We start from the raw sequence: 19948 nt of genomic DNA, 5'->3' as shown, positions 1-19948 counted from the left end.
CAGGCCCGCCAGTGGTCGGCGAGCCTGCCACGCCATGCCTCAGCCGGCGGCGAAGGGCACCGCGACGAAGATCTGCGCATCGCCGCGGTCGACAAGCAGCAGCACCGACTTGCGGCCCGACTTACCGGCCTCGGCGATCGCGTGGTTGGCCTGCCTTGCGTTGCGCACCGGAGATTGGTCGACGGCGACGATGACGTCGCCCGGCTGCAGGCCGGCATTGGAAGCCGCCTTGTCCGGATTGACGCGCTCGACCACGGCGCCGCGCTGGTTATTCGCGAGGTTCAACTCCTCGCGTATTTCGGGCGTGAGATCGGTCAGGCCGAGGCCGAGCGAGGGCACGCGCAGCGCCTGGCCGGCCGAAGGCTTTTGATTATCCCCCTCGGTCGAGGCGGTCCTCACATCGTCATTGTTGCGGCCGACATCGGCGGAGATCTGCACGCTCTTGCCGCCGCGCCAGACTTCGAGCGTTTCCTTGGCGCCGGGCGAGACATCGGCGACGGCGCGCGACAGGTCCTTGGGATCCTTGATCGCCTCGCCGGCAAAGCTGGTGATGACGTCACCGGTCTTGATCCCGGCCTTTGCCGCCGGCGATCCCTCAGTGACCTCGGAAACCAGCGCACCCCCGGGATGGTCGAGGCCGACCGCACCCGCCACATCCGGCGTCACCGGCTGGATCTGGACGCCGAGATAGCCGTACTGGATGTTTCCGCCCTTCATCAGCTTGGCGACGACCTTTTGCGCCTGGTCCGACGGAATGGCGAAGCCGACGCCGACGCTGCCGCCATTGGGCGAATAGATCGCCGTGTTGATGCCGACGACATTGCCCGCGACATCGACCAGCGGACCGCCGGAATTGCCGTGATTGATCGGTGCATCGATCTGGATGAAATCGTCGAACGGACCGCTGTTGAGGTCGCGCCCGCGTGCCGACACGATGCCGGCGGTAACCGTCGTGCCGATGCCGAACGGATTGCCGATGGCCAGCACCTGATCGCCCGGCATGAGCTTGTCGGAATCGCCCCATTTGACCGTGGGCAGCGGCTTGTCCGCCTTGATCTTGAGCACGGCGAGGTCGTTCTTGGCGTCGTGGCCGACCAGCTTCGCGGGAAGCTCGGTGCCGTCGTCCAGCGTCACCTTGATCGATGTGGCGCCGTCAACGACATGGTTGTTGGTGACGATGGTGCCGTCGGCGTCGACAATAAAGCCGGAGCCGAGAGCCTCGGCGCGCTGCGCCTGCTGTGGCGGCGTCTTCGGCATCGGGATGCCCTGGTCGCCGAAGAACTGGCGGAAATAGTCGTCAAAGGGCGAATTGCCGCTAAAGGGCTGCTCCTCGCTCATGTCTTGCGGCTGCGCCTTCATGACGGTGGTGATGGTCACCACCGCCGGCTTGTCGACGGCCACGATCGGGGCAAAGGAGCCGTTAGGCGCTGTTATCCCGGCGACAGGGGTCTGGGTCGTGGCAACAGAACTCCCAGCGCTTTGGGCGAAAGACGCGACGAAGGGGCTGACGATCAGCGCAGCGCCCAGCAAGGCCGCGACGCGATGTCTGCGAAGTATGTCTGACATGGTCGTTTGTCCGGGCGAGAGATGATCCGGCGCCGTGGCCATTCCGGGAGAGAACCGGTCATCGGCGTGTCGACGGTCGCGGTTGCCCGTCTCGCCTGGCATGGCAGCCGGCCGGATCGACAGCCCTGCATCTAGGGTGCGGATCGGCCCGATTTAGGGTTTTTGCCCTATCTTACGAAGATTTAATATCCGATCACATTTCCGTTAGACGCCAGCTGAGCCAACCTTCAGCGGCCCTCTGTGCGCCTGAGATAGGCGCTGGCGATCTCACGCATCCTCGCGCCGTCGAAGCTCGGCCCGTGGCCGCCATGGCCGAGGCGGACAGGCAGGTCGAGCAGCCGCTGCATGGTTCGGCGATAATCGGGTTTGGAGGAGTCCGGCAGATCGTCGATCAGCATGGAATCGTAGATGGCGTCGCCGGCAAAGAACAGTCCGTCGGCCTCGTCGAACAGCGCGATCGAATCCGGCGAATGCCCGGGCAGGTGCAGCACGCGGAACTGCCTGTCACCGAGGTCAACGATATCGCCTTCGTCAAGCGTACGGGTCAGCGGCGCCGGCGGGATCTTGTAGTCGGCTGCCTTCCAGGTGGGAAACGGCAGTTTCGAGACGGCGCCGTCGAGGTTGGTGAACATGTAGGCGTAGGTGACGGCCTCATCCATGGTGCTGAAGGTCGGGGCACTCTGGATCGGCCCGAGCCGCAGCGGAAACTCATGCAGCGAGCCGACATGGTCGAGATGGATGTGGGTGGCCACAACGATGAGCGGCTTGCCCTCAGGTGTGTCGATCTCCGGCGCCAGCGGACAGATGCCCATGCCGGTGTCGACCAGCAGGTCGGCGTCGCGTCCCCTAAAATGCCAGATGTTGGCGCGCACGAAATCGTGCACGAACGGCTCGGTCAGCATCGTTGTCCGGTCGTCGATGACAGTCTTGCCGAACCAGTCGCCGATCACGCGTTCGCCGCCAAAACGGGCACCGCCAAAACGGTCGCCCATCAGACGAAGGGCTTCCCGACCTTGTATTTTTCCGGCACCAGCCGCTTCAGATAGGCCATGCCTGCCTCCGACAGCTGGTTGACGTCGGGCTTCATGAAATCGTCCGGCATATGGCGCGTCTTGCCGGCGACGTTCTTCAGCGGCACCTTCTTCAGCACGGTCTTGCTGCCGTCATACTGCAACGCCACCGAGCCGCCGCCTTCGCCGGCGACAGCGACCGCGAAGGCCCCGGCATCGAAAGCCTCCTGCGCGTCGACGGCACTGATCGCGCCGATATAGCCGCGCGGCATGTAGCCGAGCGCATCGACACGTGCGCGCTTGCCCGGCAGGCCTTCAGCCAGTGCCCGCTCAAGCGCGGCCGGCAGGTCGCTGCCCGACAGTTTGACGTTGCCATGGGCGTCGCGCTCAAGCTTGTCCGGCGGCACCAGGCTTTCGACCAGTGCCTTGCCGTCGGCGGTGCTGACGCCTTCGGAGACGGCGACGATGCAGCGCTTGTGACGGTCGAGCGAGGCGCGCACGTCGTCGATGAAGCCGGCGGCCGAGAATGGCCGCTCCGGCACGTAGACGAGATGCGGGCCGCTGTCGGGATCGAGCTGCCAGGCGGCGGCGGCCGCGGTGAGGAAGCCGGCGTGACGGCCCATGACGATGCCGACATAGATGCCGGGCAAAGCACGAAAATCGAGATCGACCGAGAGGAAGGCGCCGGCGACGAACTCGGCCGCCGAGATGAAGCCCGGCGTGTGATCGTTTTCCTCGAGATCATTGTCGATGGTTTTTGGTGCATGCACGAAAGCGATGCTGCCGCCGGCGGCATCGGTCAGGATCTGCTGCGTGCCCGACGTGTCGTTGCCGCCGATATAGATGAAGGCGTCGGCGCCGGCTTTCTTCAGGCCATTGAGGATGACCTCGCAATAGGCCGCGTCAGGCTTGTCGCGGGTCGAGCCGAGGGCGGCACTCGGCGTTCCCGCGATCAGCCGCAGCCGATCCTCGGGGATAGCGGAGAGGTCGACATAGTTGCCGTCGCGTATGCCGCGCACGCCATGGATCGAGCCCAGCACCTTGGCGCCGGGATGGCGCTTGCGGATCTCCAGCGTGGCGCCGACGACCGTCTGGTTGATGACGGCGGTCGGGCCGCCGCCCTGTGCGATGACAAACGTTCCAGCCATGCTTGATGTCTCCCCTGGTGTGGTGGATTTGAAGTTCCTGTTGTCTTGGTGGCATCAGCGTCCAGGAACTTCAAATCCACCACACCAGATTCTTACAGGTTTCTAGTGTGGCGGATCCGAAATTCGCTCACTGCGCTGCTCCGAGGTGCTGCGAATTTCGGATCCGCCACACGGGTGATGGTTCTCAAGGCACCTTGGCCTGTCTTGCCGCATCGCGCAACGGGAGTTTGGAGCGGCGCTAACACGCCGCAGAGGGATCAGACGACGACGACCGGGTTCTTCTTGGAAACGCGGCTGTAGAGGTCGATGATGTCCTGGTTGATCAGGCGCACGCAGCCCGACGACATCGCCTGGCCGATGCTCGCCCATTCCGGCGAACCATGGATGCGATAGCCGGTGTCCTTGCCATCCTGGTAGATGTAGAGGGCACGCGCGCCGAGCGGATTGGTCAGGCCGCCGGGCTGGCCGTTTTGCCACTTCACCAGTTCCGGCTTGCGCTGGATCATTTCCGGCGGCGGTGTCCACATCGGCCATTCCTTGCCGTACTGGATGTTGGCGCGGCCGGACCAGCGGAAGCCGTCCTTGCCGATGCCGACGCCGTAGCGGATGGCGTCGCCGCCCTCCTGCACGAGGTAGAGTTTGCGCTCGTTGAGATGGACGACGATGGTGCCGGGCGCCTCGCCGGTCTCGTTGACGACGATCTGGCGGCGGAACTCCGGCTTGACCTTCTGATAGGGCACCGCCGGCACCTCGAAGCCGCCATCGTTGAGCGCGGCGTACATGACGTCGGGGCCGGTGATGTTCTTGTCGACGCTGATCGCCGGGCGGATCGGCCGCACCGAGCCAGTGACCGTATCGTCCAGCTGCAATTGCGGCAGTTCGAGTGTCGCGGTGCTGCAGCCGGTCATGCCGAGCAGCGCCATGGCGCCGGCCCCTGAGAGGACGAAGCGGCGGGAATAAAGATGTTCGGTTTCGATTGCGTCGCCATTCGGCGGCGTCAGATTCTGCGGCAACTCACGCATGCACCCAAACCCTACGCTGTCGGCGGGAAACACGGTCCGGCCGGATAGCGGGCAGTTTCGCTAAACATGGTTGAAAAAGCATGAAGGGCTGCTGGCCGACCTTAACCCTGTCTCGAAATTGGCTGCGAAGACAGGGGCAAAACGGTCCGCCGCGAATTTTTCGGGATGGCTCTTTACAATCTGGCGCACCCAAGGATTTATCCTTTTCTTTGCGCTCAAGGAGACAAAGATGTCGTTCGAAAACTGGGCTGCCTTCGCCGCCGCCTCCACCGTGCTGCTTGTCATTCCCGGCCCGACCATCCTGCTGGTCGTGTCCTATGCGCTGGGCCAGGGCTGGCGTACCGCCTTGCCGATGGCGGTCGGCGTGGCGCTGGGCGACTTCACCGCCATGACGCTTTCGATGCTGGGCATCGGCGCCCTGCTGGCCGCATCGGCGACTGTGTTCACCATCCTGAAGCTGATCGGCGCCTGCTATCTGATCTATCTCGGCATTAAACTGTTTCGGGCCGGCGGTGCGCTCAAAGCCGAACCGCGCACCGACGCCGTATCGGCCGCAAAGATGATGGCGCATGCCTGGCTGGTCACCGCACTCAACCCGAAGAGCATCACCTTCTTCGTTGCCTTCCTGCCGCAGTTCCTCAACCGGGAAGCCGATTTCTGGACGCAGATGCTGACCTTCGAGACGACCTTCCTGGCGCTCGCCTTCGCCAATGCCTTCGGCTACGCGCTGATCGCGGCGCGCGCCCGCAATGTCGTGCGCAACCCCAAGGCGATCCGCATCTTCAACCGCACCGGCGGCACGCTGCTGGTCGGCGCTGGCATTGCCACGGTGGCGATTCGCTCGGGACACTAAGGTCGTTGCTGATCCGGGTGAGGCCGGCAGGCCTCACCATTTTACGCTGAAGCCCAGATTGCCCTCTAGCACGCGCCGTTTGTCGCCGCCGAGATTGGTGGTGTAGTCGCCGGTGGCGAAGAGGCTGACCTTGTCGGTCACCTTGGCGACCACACCGCCACCGAACTCCAGCGATGTCGACTTGCCTTCGGTCGAGATGTCAGTGGCGCCGAAATTGACGTGGTCGATGCCGCCGAAATCATGCCAGATGTTGGCCTTCAGGTAAGGCTGCAACGCCATGCCGTTCAGCATCGTCTCGCCCTGCAGCCGCAACCCCAGCCTGCCACTCACCTGATCGTCGAGGTCGAAGGAGACCGACGAAAAACGGTCCGTGGCGTCGTCAAGCGACAGGTGCTGCCAGACCAGCTGCGCCTGCGGCTCCAGCGTCCAGCCTTGCGCCAGCGCTATGGGATAGCCGCCTTCCAGTGAGGCGGTGATGCCGGTGCCATCGATATCGATGCCGATGTCGCGCGACGAGGTTGCCGAGCCGCTGAAGAAGGTCGCCATGAGGACGCCGTCGAGATACCAGCCGCCCTGGCCGATACGTGTCCAGTAGCCGCCGACGCTGGTGCCGCCGAGATCGATCCCGCCGACGGAGAGACCGTCCTGACCCAGCGCCTGGCCGCGCACGTCGCCATTCATGCTGCCATAGCCGATGAACAGGCCGGCGCGGTCGACACTGCCTGACGCGGTCTCGCGCCCGAACACATCGAAGCCGGACTGCAGGCCGAAGAGCGTGCCATCGAAGGATGGTGACACCGTCCCCGACCAGGCCATTTTGGTGTCCTGGCCGAAAATGCGGCCCCACACCGGCGATATCTCGGTATTCGATAACAGGCTCTGTTCGCCGCGCCGTTCGTGAAATGTGCCAAGCATGCTCATCGCCAGGTGTTCGGCCACCGGAGGCAAGGCCGAATAGACCGGCACCTCGACGCGGTAGAGCAGGATTTCCTCACCTGGGGCCGGGGTCGGCAGAGCAGGGGAATCGCTTGGCACGGGCGGTGGCGGTGGCGGCAGGTCGGCCGGCGGCGCCGGCGGTGGCGGCGGCGGTGGCTCAGGCTCCGGATCGGCGGGCTGGACCGGCGGTGTCGGGTCGACCGGCGGATTGTTGATGTCGCCATCGCTCGGCGGCGGCGTCGGCGGCAATTCGGATGGCGGCGGTGGCGGTGGCTCGGCAGCCGGGGGCTCGGGCTCCGGCGTCGGCGTCGGTTCGAGCGGCGGTGGCGCGGGAGCCGGCTCAGCCGGCGTGGTCAGTGTCGAGCGCAGGTACCAGTTTTCCTCGGTGCCGGCGGTGACGCCGCCCTTGAACAGATAATATTCGAAAGCGCCGGCGGCGACGGGCGCAGCCAGCGCGAACGTCGAGGCGCCCGATGTAGCGCCGTTTTCCGCCTGGATGACCATGATGCCGTTGGCGGTGGTCTCGGCGCCGGCGCCGCCGACATTGACCACCGCAATGCCTGTCGTGCCGGAAGCGGTGCCGCCGGACAGCACCAGTCTGTCCGAATCCGAGGAGTCGTCGCCGAGCTCGGTCTGGATCAGCAGCAGGCCGCCAAGGCCGACATAGTTGCCTCTGATCGTCAGCCGGTCGGTAACGCTCGAGCCGCCATTGGTCAGGTCGATGCGGCCGGCATTGCTGACCGACGCCATCTGGCCGGCGGTGAACGCCTGGATCGAGCTGCTGAAGCCGCCGCCGAACAGCGTGCTGGAAGCGTCGACGTTAAGTGCGCCGGTTCCGGTACCGCTGTCGCCGAGCACCAGATTGCCGTCCAGCGTCAATTCGGTGTCGTCGGTGGCGTTGATGGTTTCCCAGTTTTGAACCCGACTGATGCCGTCGAGCTTGACGTTGTCGAAGGTCAGTTCGTCGGTGCCTAGACCGCCCGATATGGCGTCGGTGCCGCCGAGATTGGCGTTGGTGAGGTTGCTGAGCTTGGCGGTGTCGTTGTCGCCGCCGAGATCGACCATACCGTAGATGATGCCGCCGCCGTTCCAGACAAAGCTGTCGGCGCCGAAACTCATCAGCACGTCGCCGCCGACCGTACCGCCGGTCACAGTTACGCTGTCGGTGCCACCGCTGACGCTGATATTGCCGCCGATGGTGCCGCCCGAGAGAAGGATCGTGTCGTTGCCGAAGCCGGTGACGAGGTTGCGGTCGATGGTGCCGCCGGACATGTCGAAGTAATTGTCGTCGAGCTTCATGTTGACGCGGCCGATGCGGCCGCCAGTCATGACCGCATGGTCGCCATCATCAAAGAAGTCGACGATGCGACCACCGCTCATGGTGAAGGTGTCGAGCGCGTCGCCCTGGTTGAGGGAGCCGATCTGGCCGCCGCTCATGTTGAAATCATCGATGCCGGCGCCCTGCTGGACATTGCCGACGACCGTGCCGCCGCCGATGGTGAAGAAATCCGTGCCGCCGCCCTGGTCCACGCCGCCGGTGATGGTGCCGGACTGCATGTCGATGCGGTCGATGCCGGTGCCGAAGGTGACGTTGCCGCTGATCTGCCCGGTGCCGGCGGTGGGGAAGGTCAGCGTGTTGTCGCCGCTGGTGTCGATAAGGCTGCCGCCTGAATCGCCGCTGTCGCAGATGTAGGCGGTATTTCCGGCCGGTGGGACCAGCGCGCACGCGGCGAAGGCCGTAGAATTGGGCAGCAACGCCAGTGTCGTAGTTGAGAGAGCGCTAATTAACCATGGGTATGGCTGACGCAGCTTTCGCGGCGATAAAGCAACTACTCCCTCCGTAGCCTGCGAACAACTGTCCGCAGGCTTGTTCTTCAGGTGCCGCATCGCGTCCCTCTCGATTCGCGATTTCAAGCTCCCCGCCCAGCGCCGCAATGAAGACACAATCCGCCAGATTTTACAAAGCCTATTCTGTGCCTCATGGTTGATGAACTGCGAAACTAGTTAGACTGGACTCCAGTATTGATTGGTCCAGACTTCGCTTGGCGCGCCCGCCGCCGATGCTCTAGGATCGGCCGCACAGCTGGAATTTTATGATCACCGGAGGGCCGGGCATGGCAGTCAAGGATGCATTCGGCCTGACCATATCGGGCGCGACAGAGACCGGCTTCACGCCCTACAGCCAGGCCGTCCGTGAATTGCAATGCTTCATCGGCGACCCCGTCGCTTCCGTCGATCGCGCCATTGCCGCCGATCCGGGCTTCGTCATGGCGCATGTGTTCAAGGGCTACCTGTTCGGCCTCGCCACCGAGCGCGACGCAACAGCGGTCGCCAGGACATGCCACGAAACGGCGCTGCCGCTTGCCGCGACCGCGCGCGAGCAGGCGCATGTCGCGGCCCTTGGCCATCTCGCAGGCGGCCGTTGGCACGAGGCCTCGCGCTTGCTTGAAGATATCGCCATCGACTTCCCGCTCGACGCGGTGGCGCTGCAGACCGGGCACCAGGTCGACTTCTTCACCGGCAACGCCCGCATGCTGCGCGACCGCATCGGCCGCGCGCTGCCGTCATGGCAAGAGAATATGCCGGGCTATCATGCCATTCTCGGCATGCAGGCCTTTGGTCTGGAGGAAATGGGCGATTATGCGCGCGCGGAGCGACTGGGCCGGCAGGCGGTCGACATCGAGCCGCGCGACGGCTGGGCGCAGCACGCAGTCGCCCATGTCATGGAAATGCAAAGCCGGCAAAAGGACGGCATTGCCTGGATGCGGACCAATCCCGAAGCGTGGACAAGGGACAGCTTCCTGCAGGTGCACAATTGGTGGCATTTGGCGCTGTTCCACTACGATCTCGGCGAGGCCGAAGAGGTATTGGCCCTGTATGACGGGCCGATCTACGGCACGCCGTCGACGATGGCGCTCAATATGGTCGATGCCTCGGCGATCCTGTGGCGGCTTCATCTCGGCGGCGTCGATGTCGGCGACCGCTGGGTAGCGCTCGCCGCCAACTGGCCCAAGGTCGGTGCCGGCAATTACGCCTTCAACGACGCCCATGCCATGATGGCCTTTGTCGGAGCGGGGCTCGAAGCGCCGGCCAAGACCTTGCTGGAGGCACAGCGCGAGGCGATGCGCGGCAGCGACGACAACGCTGCCTTCACCAGGGATGTCGGCCATCCGTTGACGCTGGCGATCAAGGCCTTTGGCGACGGCAACTACAACGAGGCGGTGCACCTGATCCGGCCGATTCGTTCGATTGCTCATCGCTTCGGCGGTAGCCATGCGCAGCGCGACGTGATCGACCTGACGCTGATCGAGGCGGCGCTGCGGGCGGGCGACACAGCGCTTGCACGCGCCTTGACGGCCGAGCGTCAACTGGCACGGCCGGACAGCCCGCTGTCAGCGCTGTTCTCGCGGCGCGCCGCCAATTTGTCAGAGAATTGACCCGCAGCTGATCTTGTTTTAAAAACTGGCCAAGCCAGATTTTTTCGAGACCCGAAAAAATTAATGGCAATGGGAGGAATGCATGTATCTCGGCCTCGATCTAGGCACGTCGGGCGTCAAGGCGCTGTTGATCGATGCCGGGCAAACCGTCATCGGCTCCGGCCATGCTTCGCTTGACGTCTCGCGACCGCACCCCGGCTGGTCCGAGCAGAACCCAGACGACTGGATCCGCGCCTGCGAGACCGCCATTGCAGAGCTGAAAGCCTCGCACCCGAAAGAGCTTGCCGCGGTCAAGGGCATCGGCCTGTCCGGCCACATGCATGGCGCCACCTTGCTCGACGCCGCCGACCAGGTACTGCGTCCCTGCATATTGTGGAACGATACGCGCAGCCATGCCGAGGCGGCCGCGCTCGATGCCGACCCGCGCTTCCGCCAACTGACCGGCAACATCGTTTTCCCCGGCTTCACAGCGCCGAAACTCGCCTGGGTGAAGAACAACGAGCCGGCTGTCTTCGCCAAGGTGGCGAAGGTGCTGCTGCCCAAGGATTTCCTGCGGTTCTGGCTGACCGGCGAGCATATCTCCGAAATGTCCGACTCGGCCGGCACCTCCTGGCTCGATGTCGGCAAGCGGCGCTGGTCGCCGGAACTGCTCGCCGCGACCTCGCTCGACGAGACGCAGATGCCGTCGCTGGTCGAAGGCACGGAAAAGGCCGGCGCCTTGCGCGCCGAACTCGCCTCGAAATGGGGGATTGCGGCGGGCATTCCGGTTGCCGGCGGCGCCGGTGACAATGCGGCCTCCGCCTGTGGCATGGGCACGGTCGGCGCCGGCCATGCTTTCGTGTCGCTCGGCACTTCCGGCGTGCTGTTCGCCGCCAACGCGTCCTATCTGCCCAATCCGGCAAGCGCTGTGCACACCTTCTGTCACGCTCTGCCAAACACCTGGCATCAGATGGGCGTCATCCTGTCGGCGACGGATTCGCTGAACTGGCTCTCGGAGATATCAGGCAAGAAGGCGGGCGAACTGACCGCCGAACTCGGCGAGGCGCTGAAGGCGCCGTCGGGCGTGTCGTTCTTGCCCTATCTCTCGGGCGAACGCACGCCCTACAATGATTCCGCCATTCGCGGGTCCTTCACCGGACTGGCGCATGAATCCAGCCGCGCGGTGCTGACACAGGCGGTGCTTGAAGGTGTCGCCTTCGCCTTCCGTGACAGTCTTGAAGCCTTGAAGACGGCTGGAACGACCTTGACGCGGGTGACCGCGATCGGCGGCGGCTCGCGCTCGCGCTACTGGCTGAAGGCGATCGCCACCGCACTGCAGGTACCGGTCGACATTCCGGCTGATGGCGATTTCGGCGCTGCGTTTGGGGCGGCACGGCTTGGGCTGATTGCTGCAACCGGAGCCAATCCGCTCAGCGTGTGCACGGCGCCGAAGACGGATGCCACGATCGAACCGGAAGCAGGCTTGAGCGGTGCCTATGCGGATGCCTATCAGCGCTACCGGGCACTGTATCCCGCCATCAAGGCCGTAACCGCGTGAGTCGGCGCGAGGCACCCCCCTCTGCCCTGCCGGGCATCTCCCCCCCAAGGGGGGAGACTAGCAGCTTGGGCGCCTCGCTCACTATTGCGGCGTTGGAGATTGGCGAAGGCATAGATGACAGCCAATCTCCCCCCTTGAGGGGGGTGAGGAGAGGTCCGCGCAGCGGACGGAAAGCCAACTGCTTGGCTTTCCGAACGACGAACGCCCGAGGCGATAGCGAAGGGCCAGAGCCGGCAGGCCAGAGGGGGGTGCCTCGCACCACCCTTGCCAAGTTGACCTCACTGCGCCGGCACCTTGTCCAGAAACCCGGTGACGCTCTTGAGCCGCCCGTTCTCGATAACGCCGATATCGGTGCCTTCGATAACCGACGGAACACCCTCCGGTCCGAGGTTCCACGAGAAGCGGATTGTGTCGCCAAATCCGTCCGGCTGACCCTTCAGCGTGAATCGGAAGCCGGCAAAGCGCTGCTGCACGCCATCGATGAGGGCGGCCACGCCCGCATGGCCGTCACCCTGCATCAGCGGATCGCGGTAGCTGACGTCTTCGGTGAAGGTCGCCTTGAGCAGGTCGGCGCGGCGACCCGCATCGGCCTCGTTCCAGGCGGTGATGTAGCCTTCGGCGATTGTGTTGAGGTCGGTCATGGTCTGTCTCCTGTTTTGAGTGGCTTTGACACGAGCCTTTTCACCCCTTGCCAGAACGAAACCAATTACGCCTGAGGTAATCAGGGCGAACTATTCGAGAGAGGACAGAAATCATGAGCAGCGGATTTTTCGGCGACATCAAAGCAATCAAATATGAGGGGCCGGATTCGACCAATCCGCTGGCCTACCGCTTCTACAACCCGGATGAGGTCGTCGCCGGCAAGCGGCTGGAAGACCATCTGCGCTTCGCCGTCGCCTACTGGCATTCCTTCGCCTGGCCGGGCGGCGATCCCTTTGGTGGCCAGACCTTCGACCGCCCCTGGTTTCCCAAGGCGGGTGGAATCGACACGATGGAACTGGCCAAGCTCAAGGCCGATGTGGCCTTCGAGATGTTCTCGCTGCTTGGCGCGCCCTATTTCTGCTTCCACGACGCCGACGTCCGCCCGGAAGGCAAGGATTTCTCCGAAAGTGCCGCGCGGCTTGACGAGATCGCCGACTATTTTGCGGGCAAGATGAAGAAGACCGGCGTCAAGCTGCTCTGGGGCACGGCCAACCTATTCTCCAACCGCCGCTTCATGTCGGGCGCCGCCACCAACCCTGATCCAGATGTGTTTGCCTATGCGGCGGCGACGGTGAAGAGCTGCATCGACGTCACCAAGCGGCTGAAGGGCGAAAACTATGTGCTGTGGGGCGGGCGCGAAGGCTATGAGACGCTGCTCAACACCGATCTTGCCCGCGAGCAGGAACAGGCCGGTCGCTTCCTCAGCCTGGTCGTCGACTACAAGCACAAGATCGGTTTCAAGGGCACGATCCTGATCGAGCCGAAGCCGCAGGAGCCGACCAAGCACCAGTACGACTACGATGTCGCCACCGTCTATGGCTTCCTGAAACGCTTCGGGCTGGAGAAGGAAGTCAAACTCAACATCGAGCAGGGCCACGCCATCCTGGCCGGCCATTCCTTCGAGCATGAGCTGGCGCTGGCCAACGCGCTCGGCGTCTTCGGTTCGATCGACATGAACCGCAACGACTACCAGTCGGGCTGGGACACCGACCAGTTCCCCAACAATGTGCCGGAGATGGCGCTCGCCTATTATCAGGTCCTGCAGGCCGGCGGCTTCAAGACCGGCGGCACCAATTTCGACGCCAAGCTGCGCCGCCAGTCGCTCGACCCGCAGGACCTGCTGATCGGCCATATCGGTGGCATGGATTCCTGCGCGCGCGGTCTGAAGGCAGCCGCGAAGATGGTCGAGGACAAGGCGCTGTCGGGCCCGCTTGCCGAACGCTATGCTGGCTGGAACTCGGCCGAAGCCAAGGCGATGCTCTCGGGCAAGCGCTCGCTGGAAGATATCGCCGAGCGCGTGGTGAAGAAGAAGATCGAGCCGCAGCCGCGCTCCGGCCGCCAGGAACTGCTCGAAAACATCGTCAACCGCTACGTCTGAGACCTGGTACCTTGGGCTGACATAAGCCGCGCGTGGCCGAAAAGCCGCGGCGGCTGACCTCTGCCAGTCAGCCGTTCCCGCAGCACGGTCGCCAAAGTGCGTGGTAAGATCGCGACGGCGCAACCAGCGGAGTCTGATTTGACCATGCCTTCTACCACCAAGCGTGCGCTGATCACCGGGGCGGGTGCTGCTGACGGCATCGGCTTTGCCATTGCGCGGCAGCTCGGCCTTGCCGGTCATGCCGTTTTCCTGAACGGTGCCAGCGCGCGCGTACTCGATCGTGCCGCCGAGCTTTGCGCCGAAGGCATCAATGCCAAAGCCGCGGTCGCGGATCTCACCATCGCGGCCGAAGTCGCGCGGCTGCGGGCCGATGTCGGCGCTGTCGACATCCTGGTCAACAATGCCGGCATGGGTTCGCTGGCATCGCCCTCGGCCGATAAGGCGTTTCTCGCCATGAGCGAGGCCGACTGGGACCAAGGGATCGACGTCAGCCTGAAGACCGTGTTCCTGGTCACCCGCGCGTTTCTGCCGGCGATGGTAGAGGCAGGCTATGGGCGCATCGTCAATGTGGCGTCGGTTACCGGCCCCCTGGTGTCTTTCGAAGGCACAGCAGCCTATTCCGCCGCCAAGGCCGGCATGGTCGGCCTGACGCGCACGCTGGCGCTCGAAGTGGCAAAAAGCGGCGTAACAGTCAATGCCGTGGCCCCGGGCTGGATCGAAACGGGCTCTTCGAGCGCAATGGAGCGGCAAGCTGCCCTGCACACGCCACCAGCGCGGGCCGGGCGACCGGACGAGGTTGCCGCAGCGGCGGTGTTCCTGGCATCGGAAGGTGCGAGCTACGTCAACGGCGCCCTGCTGGTGGTCGATGGCGGCAACAGCCTTCAGGAGCGCAAGGGCTGAATCCGAAACGACCGGCAGAACTCGTCAACCGCTACGTTTGAGGCGGAAAGCCGATTCGTATTGCTTGAGGGGCGACGGGATAACCATCCCGGCCGCCCCGGAATTGGTTTGCGCAAGACCCTGTCCGATGACAAGGTTTTGCCTCGCGCCGCCCCTCAATCACCTCGCTCTTGCCTTCAAACAGCCGTCACGAAGCTCGTATAAGGATGGCGTTGTGGCGGGTGAAAAGGAAGGAGGCGAACCGATGATGCAACACGAACGCGAAATCGACGCCCTACTCTCATCCGGCGAGACCGGATCGATCATCGACCGGCTGATGGCGCTGCCGCGGCCGACCGACAAGGTGAAAAACGAATGGGATCGTGCTGTCAGCAGCCGATTTGAAGTCCGGCTGGCGAGGCAGATGCGCTCGCAGATGGACGCCGGCGGCGATCATCAGAACGCTGCCTGATCTCTCTTTGTCTGTGCATGTCGTTATCCCAAAACCGCGACACACTTTTGGGCGACATGCATCAACCTCGGCGGAGCCGCACCGGCGCTTCGCCGAACGCTCTTGAAAATGCTCTGGAAAATGCCGCGGCGGACGAAAATCCCGTCCGCCCGGCAATATCCGCCATGGCGATCCTGGTGTCGACCACCAGCCGCCGCGCCGCACCCAGCCGCAGCCTGAGATAATAGGCGCCGGGCGTCTCGCCGATCGATTTGCGGAAAATGCTTTCCAATGTCCGTGCCGTCACCCCGGCGCGTTTTGCCACCGCGTCTATGGTCAGCGGCTGGTCGACATGCGATTCCATCAGCCTGATGGCCTGCGCCAGCCGGGGGTCGTAGCCGTCGAGCCGGCCGAGCGAGACCAGCGGCTGCGCGTCGGTGGCGGCGCGAGCCTGGTCGTAGATGAAGACGCTGGCGACATCGAGCGCCACGGCCATGCCGAGGCGGGTGCGGATCAGATGCAGCATCAGGTCGAAGGTCGGCGACGCCCCGCCGGAGGTGAAGACCGGCCCGTCGATGACATAGCGGTCCGGGCGGACATCGACGCCCGGGAAAGCCGAGGAAAAATCCTCCATGTCCTCCCAGTGGGTGGTGGCGCTGCGGCCTTCCAGCAGGCCGGCGCGTGCCACCAGCCAGGTGCCGGCCTCGACGCCGCCACAGGCGCGGGCCGCTCGGGCCGCTCGTCGCAGCCCGGAAAGTAGCGCCGACGTGGCATAATTCTGCGTACCGAAGCCGGCGACGACGACAAGGACGTCGGTTGGCTCGGTGGCATCGAAGCGGCCGCTGACCGCCACCGGCAGGCCGCATGTCGTGACCGGCGCTTCCCCTGTGACCGAGACCAGTTTGAAATCGAACAGCGTCTCGCCCGAGATGCGGTTGGCGGCCCGCAGCGGGTCGACAGCCGAGGCCACGCACATGATGGACGAACCGGAAAACACCAGCAGCGTCACCTTCAGCGGCGAGCGTTCCGAGCGAAAGATGGTCGGTTTTTCGCTTTTGATCATGGAAGCTTCGTAAATCGCAAAACAGTTCGCCGCAAGTCGGATCATTGTTAGGACTTCTGACGATTGGGAGGAGATTGCCATGCCGCTCGCGATGAACCGTGAGGTCTTCATTACCTGTGCCGTCACCGGCTCCGGCGGCTCGCAGGACCGCTCGCCGCATGTGCCGCGCTCGCCCAAGCAGATCGCCGATTCGGCGATCGATGCGGCCAAGGCGGGTGCTGCCATCGTCCACTGCCATGTCCGCGACCCCGAAACCGGCAAGCCGCGCCGCGACGTCCATCTCTATCGCGAAGTGACCGAGCGTATCCGTGACGCCAATGTCGACGTCATCCTGAACCTCACCGCCGGCATGGGCGGCGACATGGTGTTCGGCTCGCCGGAAGCTCCGTTGCCGCTCAATGAAAAAGGGACCGACATGGGCGGCGCCACCAACCGCATGGAACATGTGCGCCAGTGCCTGCCGGAAATCTGTACGCTGGATTGCGGCACCATGAACTTCGCCGAGGCCGACTACGTCATGACCAACACGCCCGGCATGCTGCGCGCCATGGGCGGCATGATGACGGCGCTGGGCGTCAAGCCGGAGATCGAGGCCTTCGACACCGGCCATCTCTGGTTCGCCAAGCAGCTGGTCGAGGAAAAGGTGCTGAACCCCGACGCGCTGGTGCAGCTTTGCATGGGCGTGCCGTGGGGCGCGCCGGACGACCTCAACACCTTCATGGCGATGGTCAACAATGTGCCGTCGACCTGGAACTGGTCGGCCTTTGCCATCGGCCGCAACCAGATGGCCTATGCCGCAGCAGCGGTTCTGGCCGGCGGCAATGTCCGCGTCGGGCTTGAAGACAATCTCTGGCTCGACAAGGGCGTGCTGGCGACCAATGCGCAGCTGGTCGAGCGCGCTGCCAGCATCGTCACCAATCTCGGCGCCAGGATCCTTGGGCCGGAGGAAGTGCGCAAGAAGCTCAACCTGACCAAGCGGGCGCCGATAGCAGCAGCTGCGTAAAACGGGAGCGGATCGTGGCTACCGTCAAATTCACCGCGATGAAGGATGGCGACAGGGACGATTACGAGTTCCTGACCGCCCATGAAATCGACTATGCCGCCAAGACCGGCGAGCGGTTGCTCGACGCGCTGGTTCAGCTCGACGAGGGCCTGTCCGGCTACAAGATCACAAGGCTCGGCCATTCGCTGCAGGCGGCGACGCGCGCCTGGCGCGATGGCGCCGACACCGACTGGATTGCTTGCGCCGTGCTGCACGACATTGGCGACATCTACGCGCCCTACAATCACGACGAATACGCCGCTTCGATCCTGAAACCCTTCGTGCGCGAGCAATGCACCTGGGTGGTGGAAAAGCATGGCGACTTCCAGCGCCTCTACTATGCCCACCATCTCGGCGGCAACCGGCATGCCCGTGACCGCTTTGCGGGTCATATGTATTTCGACGATTGCGACCAGTTTTGCGAACGCTGGGACCAGTCGAGCTTCGACCCCGACTACGAAACGCTGCCGATCGAGTTCTTCCGGCCCTTCGTGCTCGAAGTCTTCGCCCGCAAGGCCTACGACGCCTCCGTGATCCGCGCCGGCGAGCGCGTGCCTCTCATCGATCCTCAAACAGCCAAGACAAGAACCGGAGCCTGACCATGAGCATCATCAACAAGGCGGCCGCCATAGGCGGTGGTGTCATCGGCGCCGGCTGGGTGGCGCGGCTGCTGCTCAACGGCATCGATGTGTCGATCTTCGATCCGGACCCGGAAGCGTCGCGCAAGGTCTCTGAAGTGATGAAGGGCGCGCGCCGCGCCTACAAGCAGATGGTTCCTGGTGGTCTGCCCAAGGAAGGCAAGCTGACCTTCGCCAAGACCATTGCCGAGGCGGTGGCCGATGCCGATTTCATCCAGGAGAGCGTGCCGGAACGGCTCGATCTGAAACATCGCGTGCTGGCGGAGATCGATCTTTACGCGCCGGCCAACGCCATTGTCGGCTCGTCGACCTCCGGCATCAAGCCGACCGACATGCAAGTGGCGATGAAGAAGCATCCGGAGCGGCTGGTTGTCGGACATCCCTTCAACCCAGTCTATCTGCTGCCGCTGGTCGAGATCGTCGGCGGCGAGCAGACATTTCCGGAGGCGATCGAGGTTGCGAAAGAAATCTATGCCTCGATCGGTATGAAGCCGGTCGTCATCCGCAAAGAGATCGAGGCCTTCGTCGGAGACCGCCTGTTGGAAGCGGCCTGGCGTGAGGCGCTGTGGCTGATCAAGGACGGCATCTGCACGGTCGAGGAACTCGACGACATCATGCGCTACGGCTTTGGCCTGCGCTGGGCGCAGATGGGCATGTTCCAGGTCTATCGCGTCGCCGGCGGCGAGGCCGGCATGCGCCACTTCATGGCGCAGTTCGGGCCGTGCCTGAAATGGCCGTGGACCAAGCTGATGGATGTGCCGGAGTTCAACGACGAACTGGTCGACCTGATTGCCACCCAGTCGGACGACCAGGCGCATGGCCTGTCGATCCGCGAACTGGAAAAGATCCGCGACGACAATCTGGTCGCCATCATGGATGCTCTGTCGAAGCAGAACAAAGGCAAGGGCTGGGGCGCCGGAGCCTTGCACAAGGACTATACCAGGCAGTTGGCCAAGCTGGCGGCGAAGAAGCCGGCCGCTTCCAAGGCCGCCGAAAAGGCCAAGGCCTCGAAGCCGGTGAAGAAAGCTGAAAAGCCGAAGAAAAAGAAGAAGGGCTGAGACGATGGATTTCGGTCTTTCGGAAGAGCAAAAACTCATCGTCGAGACGACGCGCGCTTTCGTCGAGAACGAGCTTTACCCGCATGAACGCGAGGTCGAGCGCACCGGCGTGCTGCGCCGGGAATTGATCGAAGAGATCAAGGCCAAGGCGATCAAAGCCGGTCTCTATGCCGCCAATATGCCGACCGACGTCGGTGGCGCCGGCCTCGATACGGTGACCTGGCTGCTCTACGAAAAGGAGCTCGGCCGCGCCAACTATGCGCTGCACTGGACCTGTGTGGCACGACCATCCAATATCCTTCTGGCCGGCACGCCGGAGCAGCGCGAAAAGTACCTGTTCCCTTGCATCCGTGGCGAGAAATGGGACTGCCTGGCGATGACCGAGCCTGGCGCCGGCTCCGACCTGCGCGGGATGAAGGCGACCGCCGTGCAGGATGGCGACGACTGGGTGCTCAACGGCACCAAGCATTTTATCAGCCACGCCGACCTCGCCGATTTCGCCATCTGTTTCATGGCTTCGGGGGAGGAAGAAACCCCGCGCGGCAAGCGCAAGAAGATCACCGCCTTTTTCGTCGACAAGGGCACCAAGGGTTTCACGGTGCGCGACGGCTACCGCAACGTCTCGCATCGCGGCTACACCAACGCCATCCTTGAATTCGACGATTGCCGGCTGCCAGCAAGCCAGGTGCTCGGCGAGGTGCACAAGGGTTTCGAGGTCGCCAATTCCTGGCTCGGCGCCACGCGCCTGCAGGTCGGTGCTACGTGCCTCGGCCGTGCCGAACGGGCGCTCGGCCATGCCATCGAATATTCCGCGCAGCGCCAGCAGTTCGGCCAGCAGATCGGCAAGTTCCAGGGTGTGTCGTTCAAGCTTGCCGACATGGCGACCGAATTGAAGGCCGCCGACCTGATGGTGTTCGAAGCCGGCTGGAAGTACGATCAGGGCACCGTCACCGATCAGGACATGGCGATGGCCAAGCTGAAGGCTACCGAAATGCTGGCTTACGTGGCCGACGAAGCCATCCAGATCCATGGCGGCATGGGGCTGATGGACGACCTGCCGCTGGAGCGCATCTGGCGCGACGCCCGCGTCGAGCGCATCTGGGAAGGCACTTCGGAGATTCAGCGACATATTATTTCGCGGGCGCTGCTGCGTCCGTTCGGGGCTTAGAGCATTATGGCCCCCAAACCGGGGTCCGGTTTTTGGGGAGAAGATCATGCTCAAACGAAA

Annotated in this window: 17 protein-coding genes; 10 read left to right on the top strand and 7 right to left on the bottom strand. The window is 63.9% G+C overall.

Annotation, left to right across the window (positions count from 1 at the left end; all coding sequences use genetic code 11):
* Positions 1-39: 39 nt before the first annotated feature.
* From AC1DZ8_RS03045 to AC1DZ8_RS03030, 4 genes are all read right to left on the bottom strand, one after another.
* A complete protein-coding gene (locus AC1DZ8_RS03045; protein ID WP_477306576.1) occupies positions 40-1566 on the bottom strand; it encodes a DegQ family serine endoprotease in 1527 nt (508 codons plus the stop codon).
* A 227-nt stretch (positions 1567-1793) separates the two neighbouring features.
* A complete protein-coding gene (locus tag AC1DZ8_RS03040) occupies positions 1794-2558 on the bottom strand; it encodes an MBL fold metallo-hydrolase (protein WP_477306574.1) in 765 nt (254 codons plus the stop codon).
* Positions 2558-3724 carry a diphosphate--fructose-6-phosphate 1-phosphotransferase gene (locus AC1DZ8_RS03035; RefSeq protein WP_477259685.1) on the bottom strand — a complete coding sequence of 389 codons (1167 nt, stop codon included), beginning with the start codon at positions 3722-3724 and terminating at the stop codon, positions 2558-2560. Before AC1DZ8_RS03035 ends, AC1DZ8_RS03040 begins: the two co-directional genes overlap by 1 nt.
* A 257-nt stretch (positions 3725-3981) precedes the next feature.
* Complete coding sequence (locus AC1DZ8_RS03030; RefSeq protein WP_477306570.1) at positions 3982-4746, bottom strand: L,D-transpeptidase; 765 nt, start codon at positions 4744-4746, stop codon at positions 3982-3984.
* 229 nt (positions 4747-4975) lie between these two features.
* Here AC1DZ8_RS03030 and AC1DZ8_RS03025 point away from each other — a divergent pair, with 229 nt between their 5' ends.
* A complete protein-coding gene (locus tag AC1DZ8_RS03025) occupies positions 4976-5599 on the top strand; it encodes a LysE family translocator (protein ID WP_477306568.1) in 624 nt (207 codons plus the stop codon).
* A gap of 33 nt (positions 5600-5632) precedes the next feature.
* On the opposite strand, the gene AC1DZ8_RS03020 is transcribed toward AC1DZ8_RS03025, so the two are convergent.
* A complete protein-coding gene (locus tag AC1DZ8_RS03020; protein WP_477306566.1) occupies positions 5633-8422 on the bottom strand; it encodes an autotransporter family protein in 2790 nt (929 codons plus the stop codon).
* A gap of 227 nt (positions 8423-8649) precedes the next feature.
* Here AC1DZ8_RS03020 and AC1DZ8_RS03015 point away from each other — a divergent pair, with 227 nt between their 5' ends.
* Positions 8650-9972 carry a tetratricopeptide repeat protein gene (locus tag AC1DZ8_RS03015; protein ID WP_477306564.1) on the top strand — a complete coding sequence of 441 codons (1323 nt, stop codon included), beginning with the start codon at positions 8650-8652 and terminating at the stop codon, positions 9970-9972.
* 82 nt (positions 9973-10054) lie between these two features.
* A complete protein-coding gene (gene xylB / locus AC1DZ8_RS03010; RefSeq protein WP_477306562.1) occupies positions 10055-11509 on the top strand; it encodes a xylulokinase in 1455 nt (484 codons plus the stop codon).
* 278 nt (positions 11510-11787) lie between these two features.
* Here the strand turns inward: xylB and AC1DZ8_RS03005 are convergent, their stop codons facing one another.
* A complete protein-coding gene (locus AC1DZ8_RS03005; RefSeq protein WP_477400305.1) occupies positions 11788-12150 on the bottom strand; it encodes a nuclear transport factor 2 family protein in 363 nt (120 codons plus the stop codon).
* A gap of 113 nt (positions 12151-12263) precedes the next feature.
* Here AC1DZ8_RS03005 and xylA point away from each other — a divergent pair, with 113 nt between their 5' ends.
* From xylA to AC1DZ8_RS02990, 3 genes are all read left to right on the top strand, one after another.
* On the top strand, positions 12264-13589 hold the full coding sequence (xylA, locus tag AC1DZ8_RS03000) for a xylose isomerase (protein WP_477278924.1): 1326 nt from the start codon (positions 12264-12266) through the stop codon (positions 13587-13589).
* A 144-nt stretch (positions 13590-13733) separates the two neighbouring features.
* On the top strand, positions 13734-14489 hold the full coding sequence (locus tag AC1DZ8_RS02995; protein ID WP_477306640.1) for an SDR family oxidoreductase: 756 nt from the start codon (positions 13734-13736) through the stop codon (positions 14487-14489).
* Positions 14490-14733: 244 nt separating this feature from the next.
* The gene (locus AC1DZ8_RS02990) at positions 14734-14940 is read left to right on the top strand and encodes a hypothetical protein (protein WP_477306557.1); all 207 of its coding nucleotides are present in this window, start codon (positions 14734-14736) and stop codon (positions 14938-14940) included.
* A gap of 61 nt (positions 14941-15001) precedes the next feature.
* Here the strand turns inward: AC1DZ8_RS02990 and AC1DZ8_RS02985 are convergent, their stop codons facing one another.
* On the bottom strand, positions 15002-15982 hold the full coding sequence (locus AC1DZ8_RS02985; protein ID WP_477306555.1) for a GlxA family transcriptional regulator: 981 nt from the start codon (positions 15980-15982) through the stop codon (positions 15002-15004).
* Positions 15983-16061: 79 nt separating this feature from the next.
* On the opposite strand from AC1DZ8_RS02985, the gene bcoG reads away from it, so the two are divergent.
* Genes bcoG through AC1DZ8_RS02965 form a run of 4 tightly spaced genes read left to right on the top strand, consistent with a single transcriptional unit; the run spans position 16062 to position 19888 of the window.
* Entirely contained in the window at positions 16062-16985 is a 924-nt protein-coding gene (gene bcoG / locus AC1DZ8_RS02980) for a 3-dehydrocarnitine:acetyl-CoA trimethylamine transferase BcoG (RefSeq protein WP_475436700.1), read from the top strand.
* 14 nt (positions 16986-16999) lie between these two features.
* A complete protein-coding gene (locus AC1DZ8_RS02975; RefSeq protein WP_477306552.1) occupies positions 17000-17623 on the top strand; it encodes an HD domain-containing protein in 624 nt (207 codons plus the stop codon).
* A 2-nt stretch (positions 17624-17625) separates the two neighbouring features.
* Complete coding sequence (locus tag AC1DZ8_RS02970) at positions 17626-18720, top strand: carnitine 3-dehydrogenase (protein WP_477306550.1); 1095 nt, start codon at positions 17626-17628, stop codon at positions 18718-18720.
* Between the two features lie 4 nt (positions 18721-18724).
* Positions 18725-19888, top strand: a complete 1164-nt coding sequence (locus AC1DZ8_RS02965) for an acyl-CoA dehydrogenase family protein (protein ID WP_477306548.1) — start codon at positions 18725-18727, stop codon at positions 19886-19888.
* Positions 19889-19948 lie beyond the last annotated feature (60 nt).

The organism is Mesorhizobium sp. P2_F7, from assembly GCF_056403695.1.
This window is presented reverse-complemented; position numbering and strand designations above follow the sequence as displayed.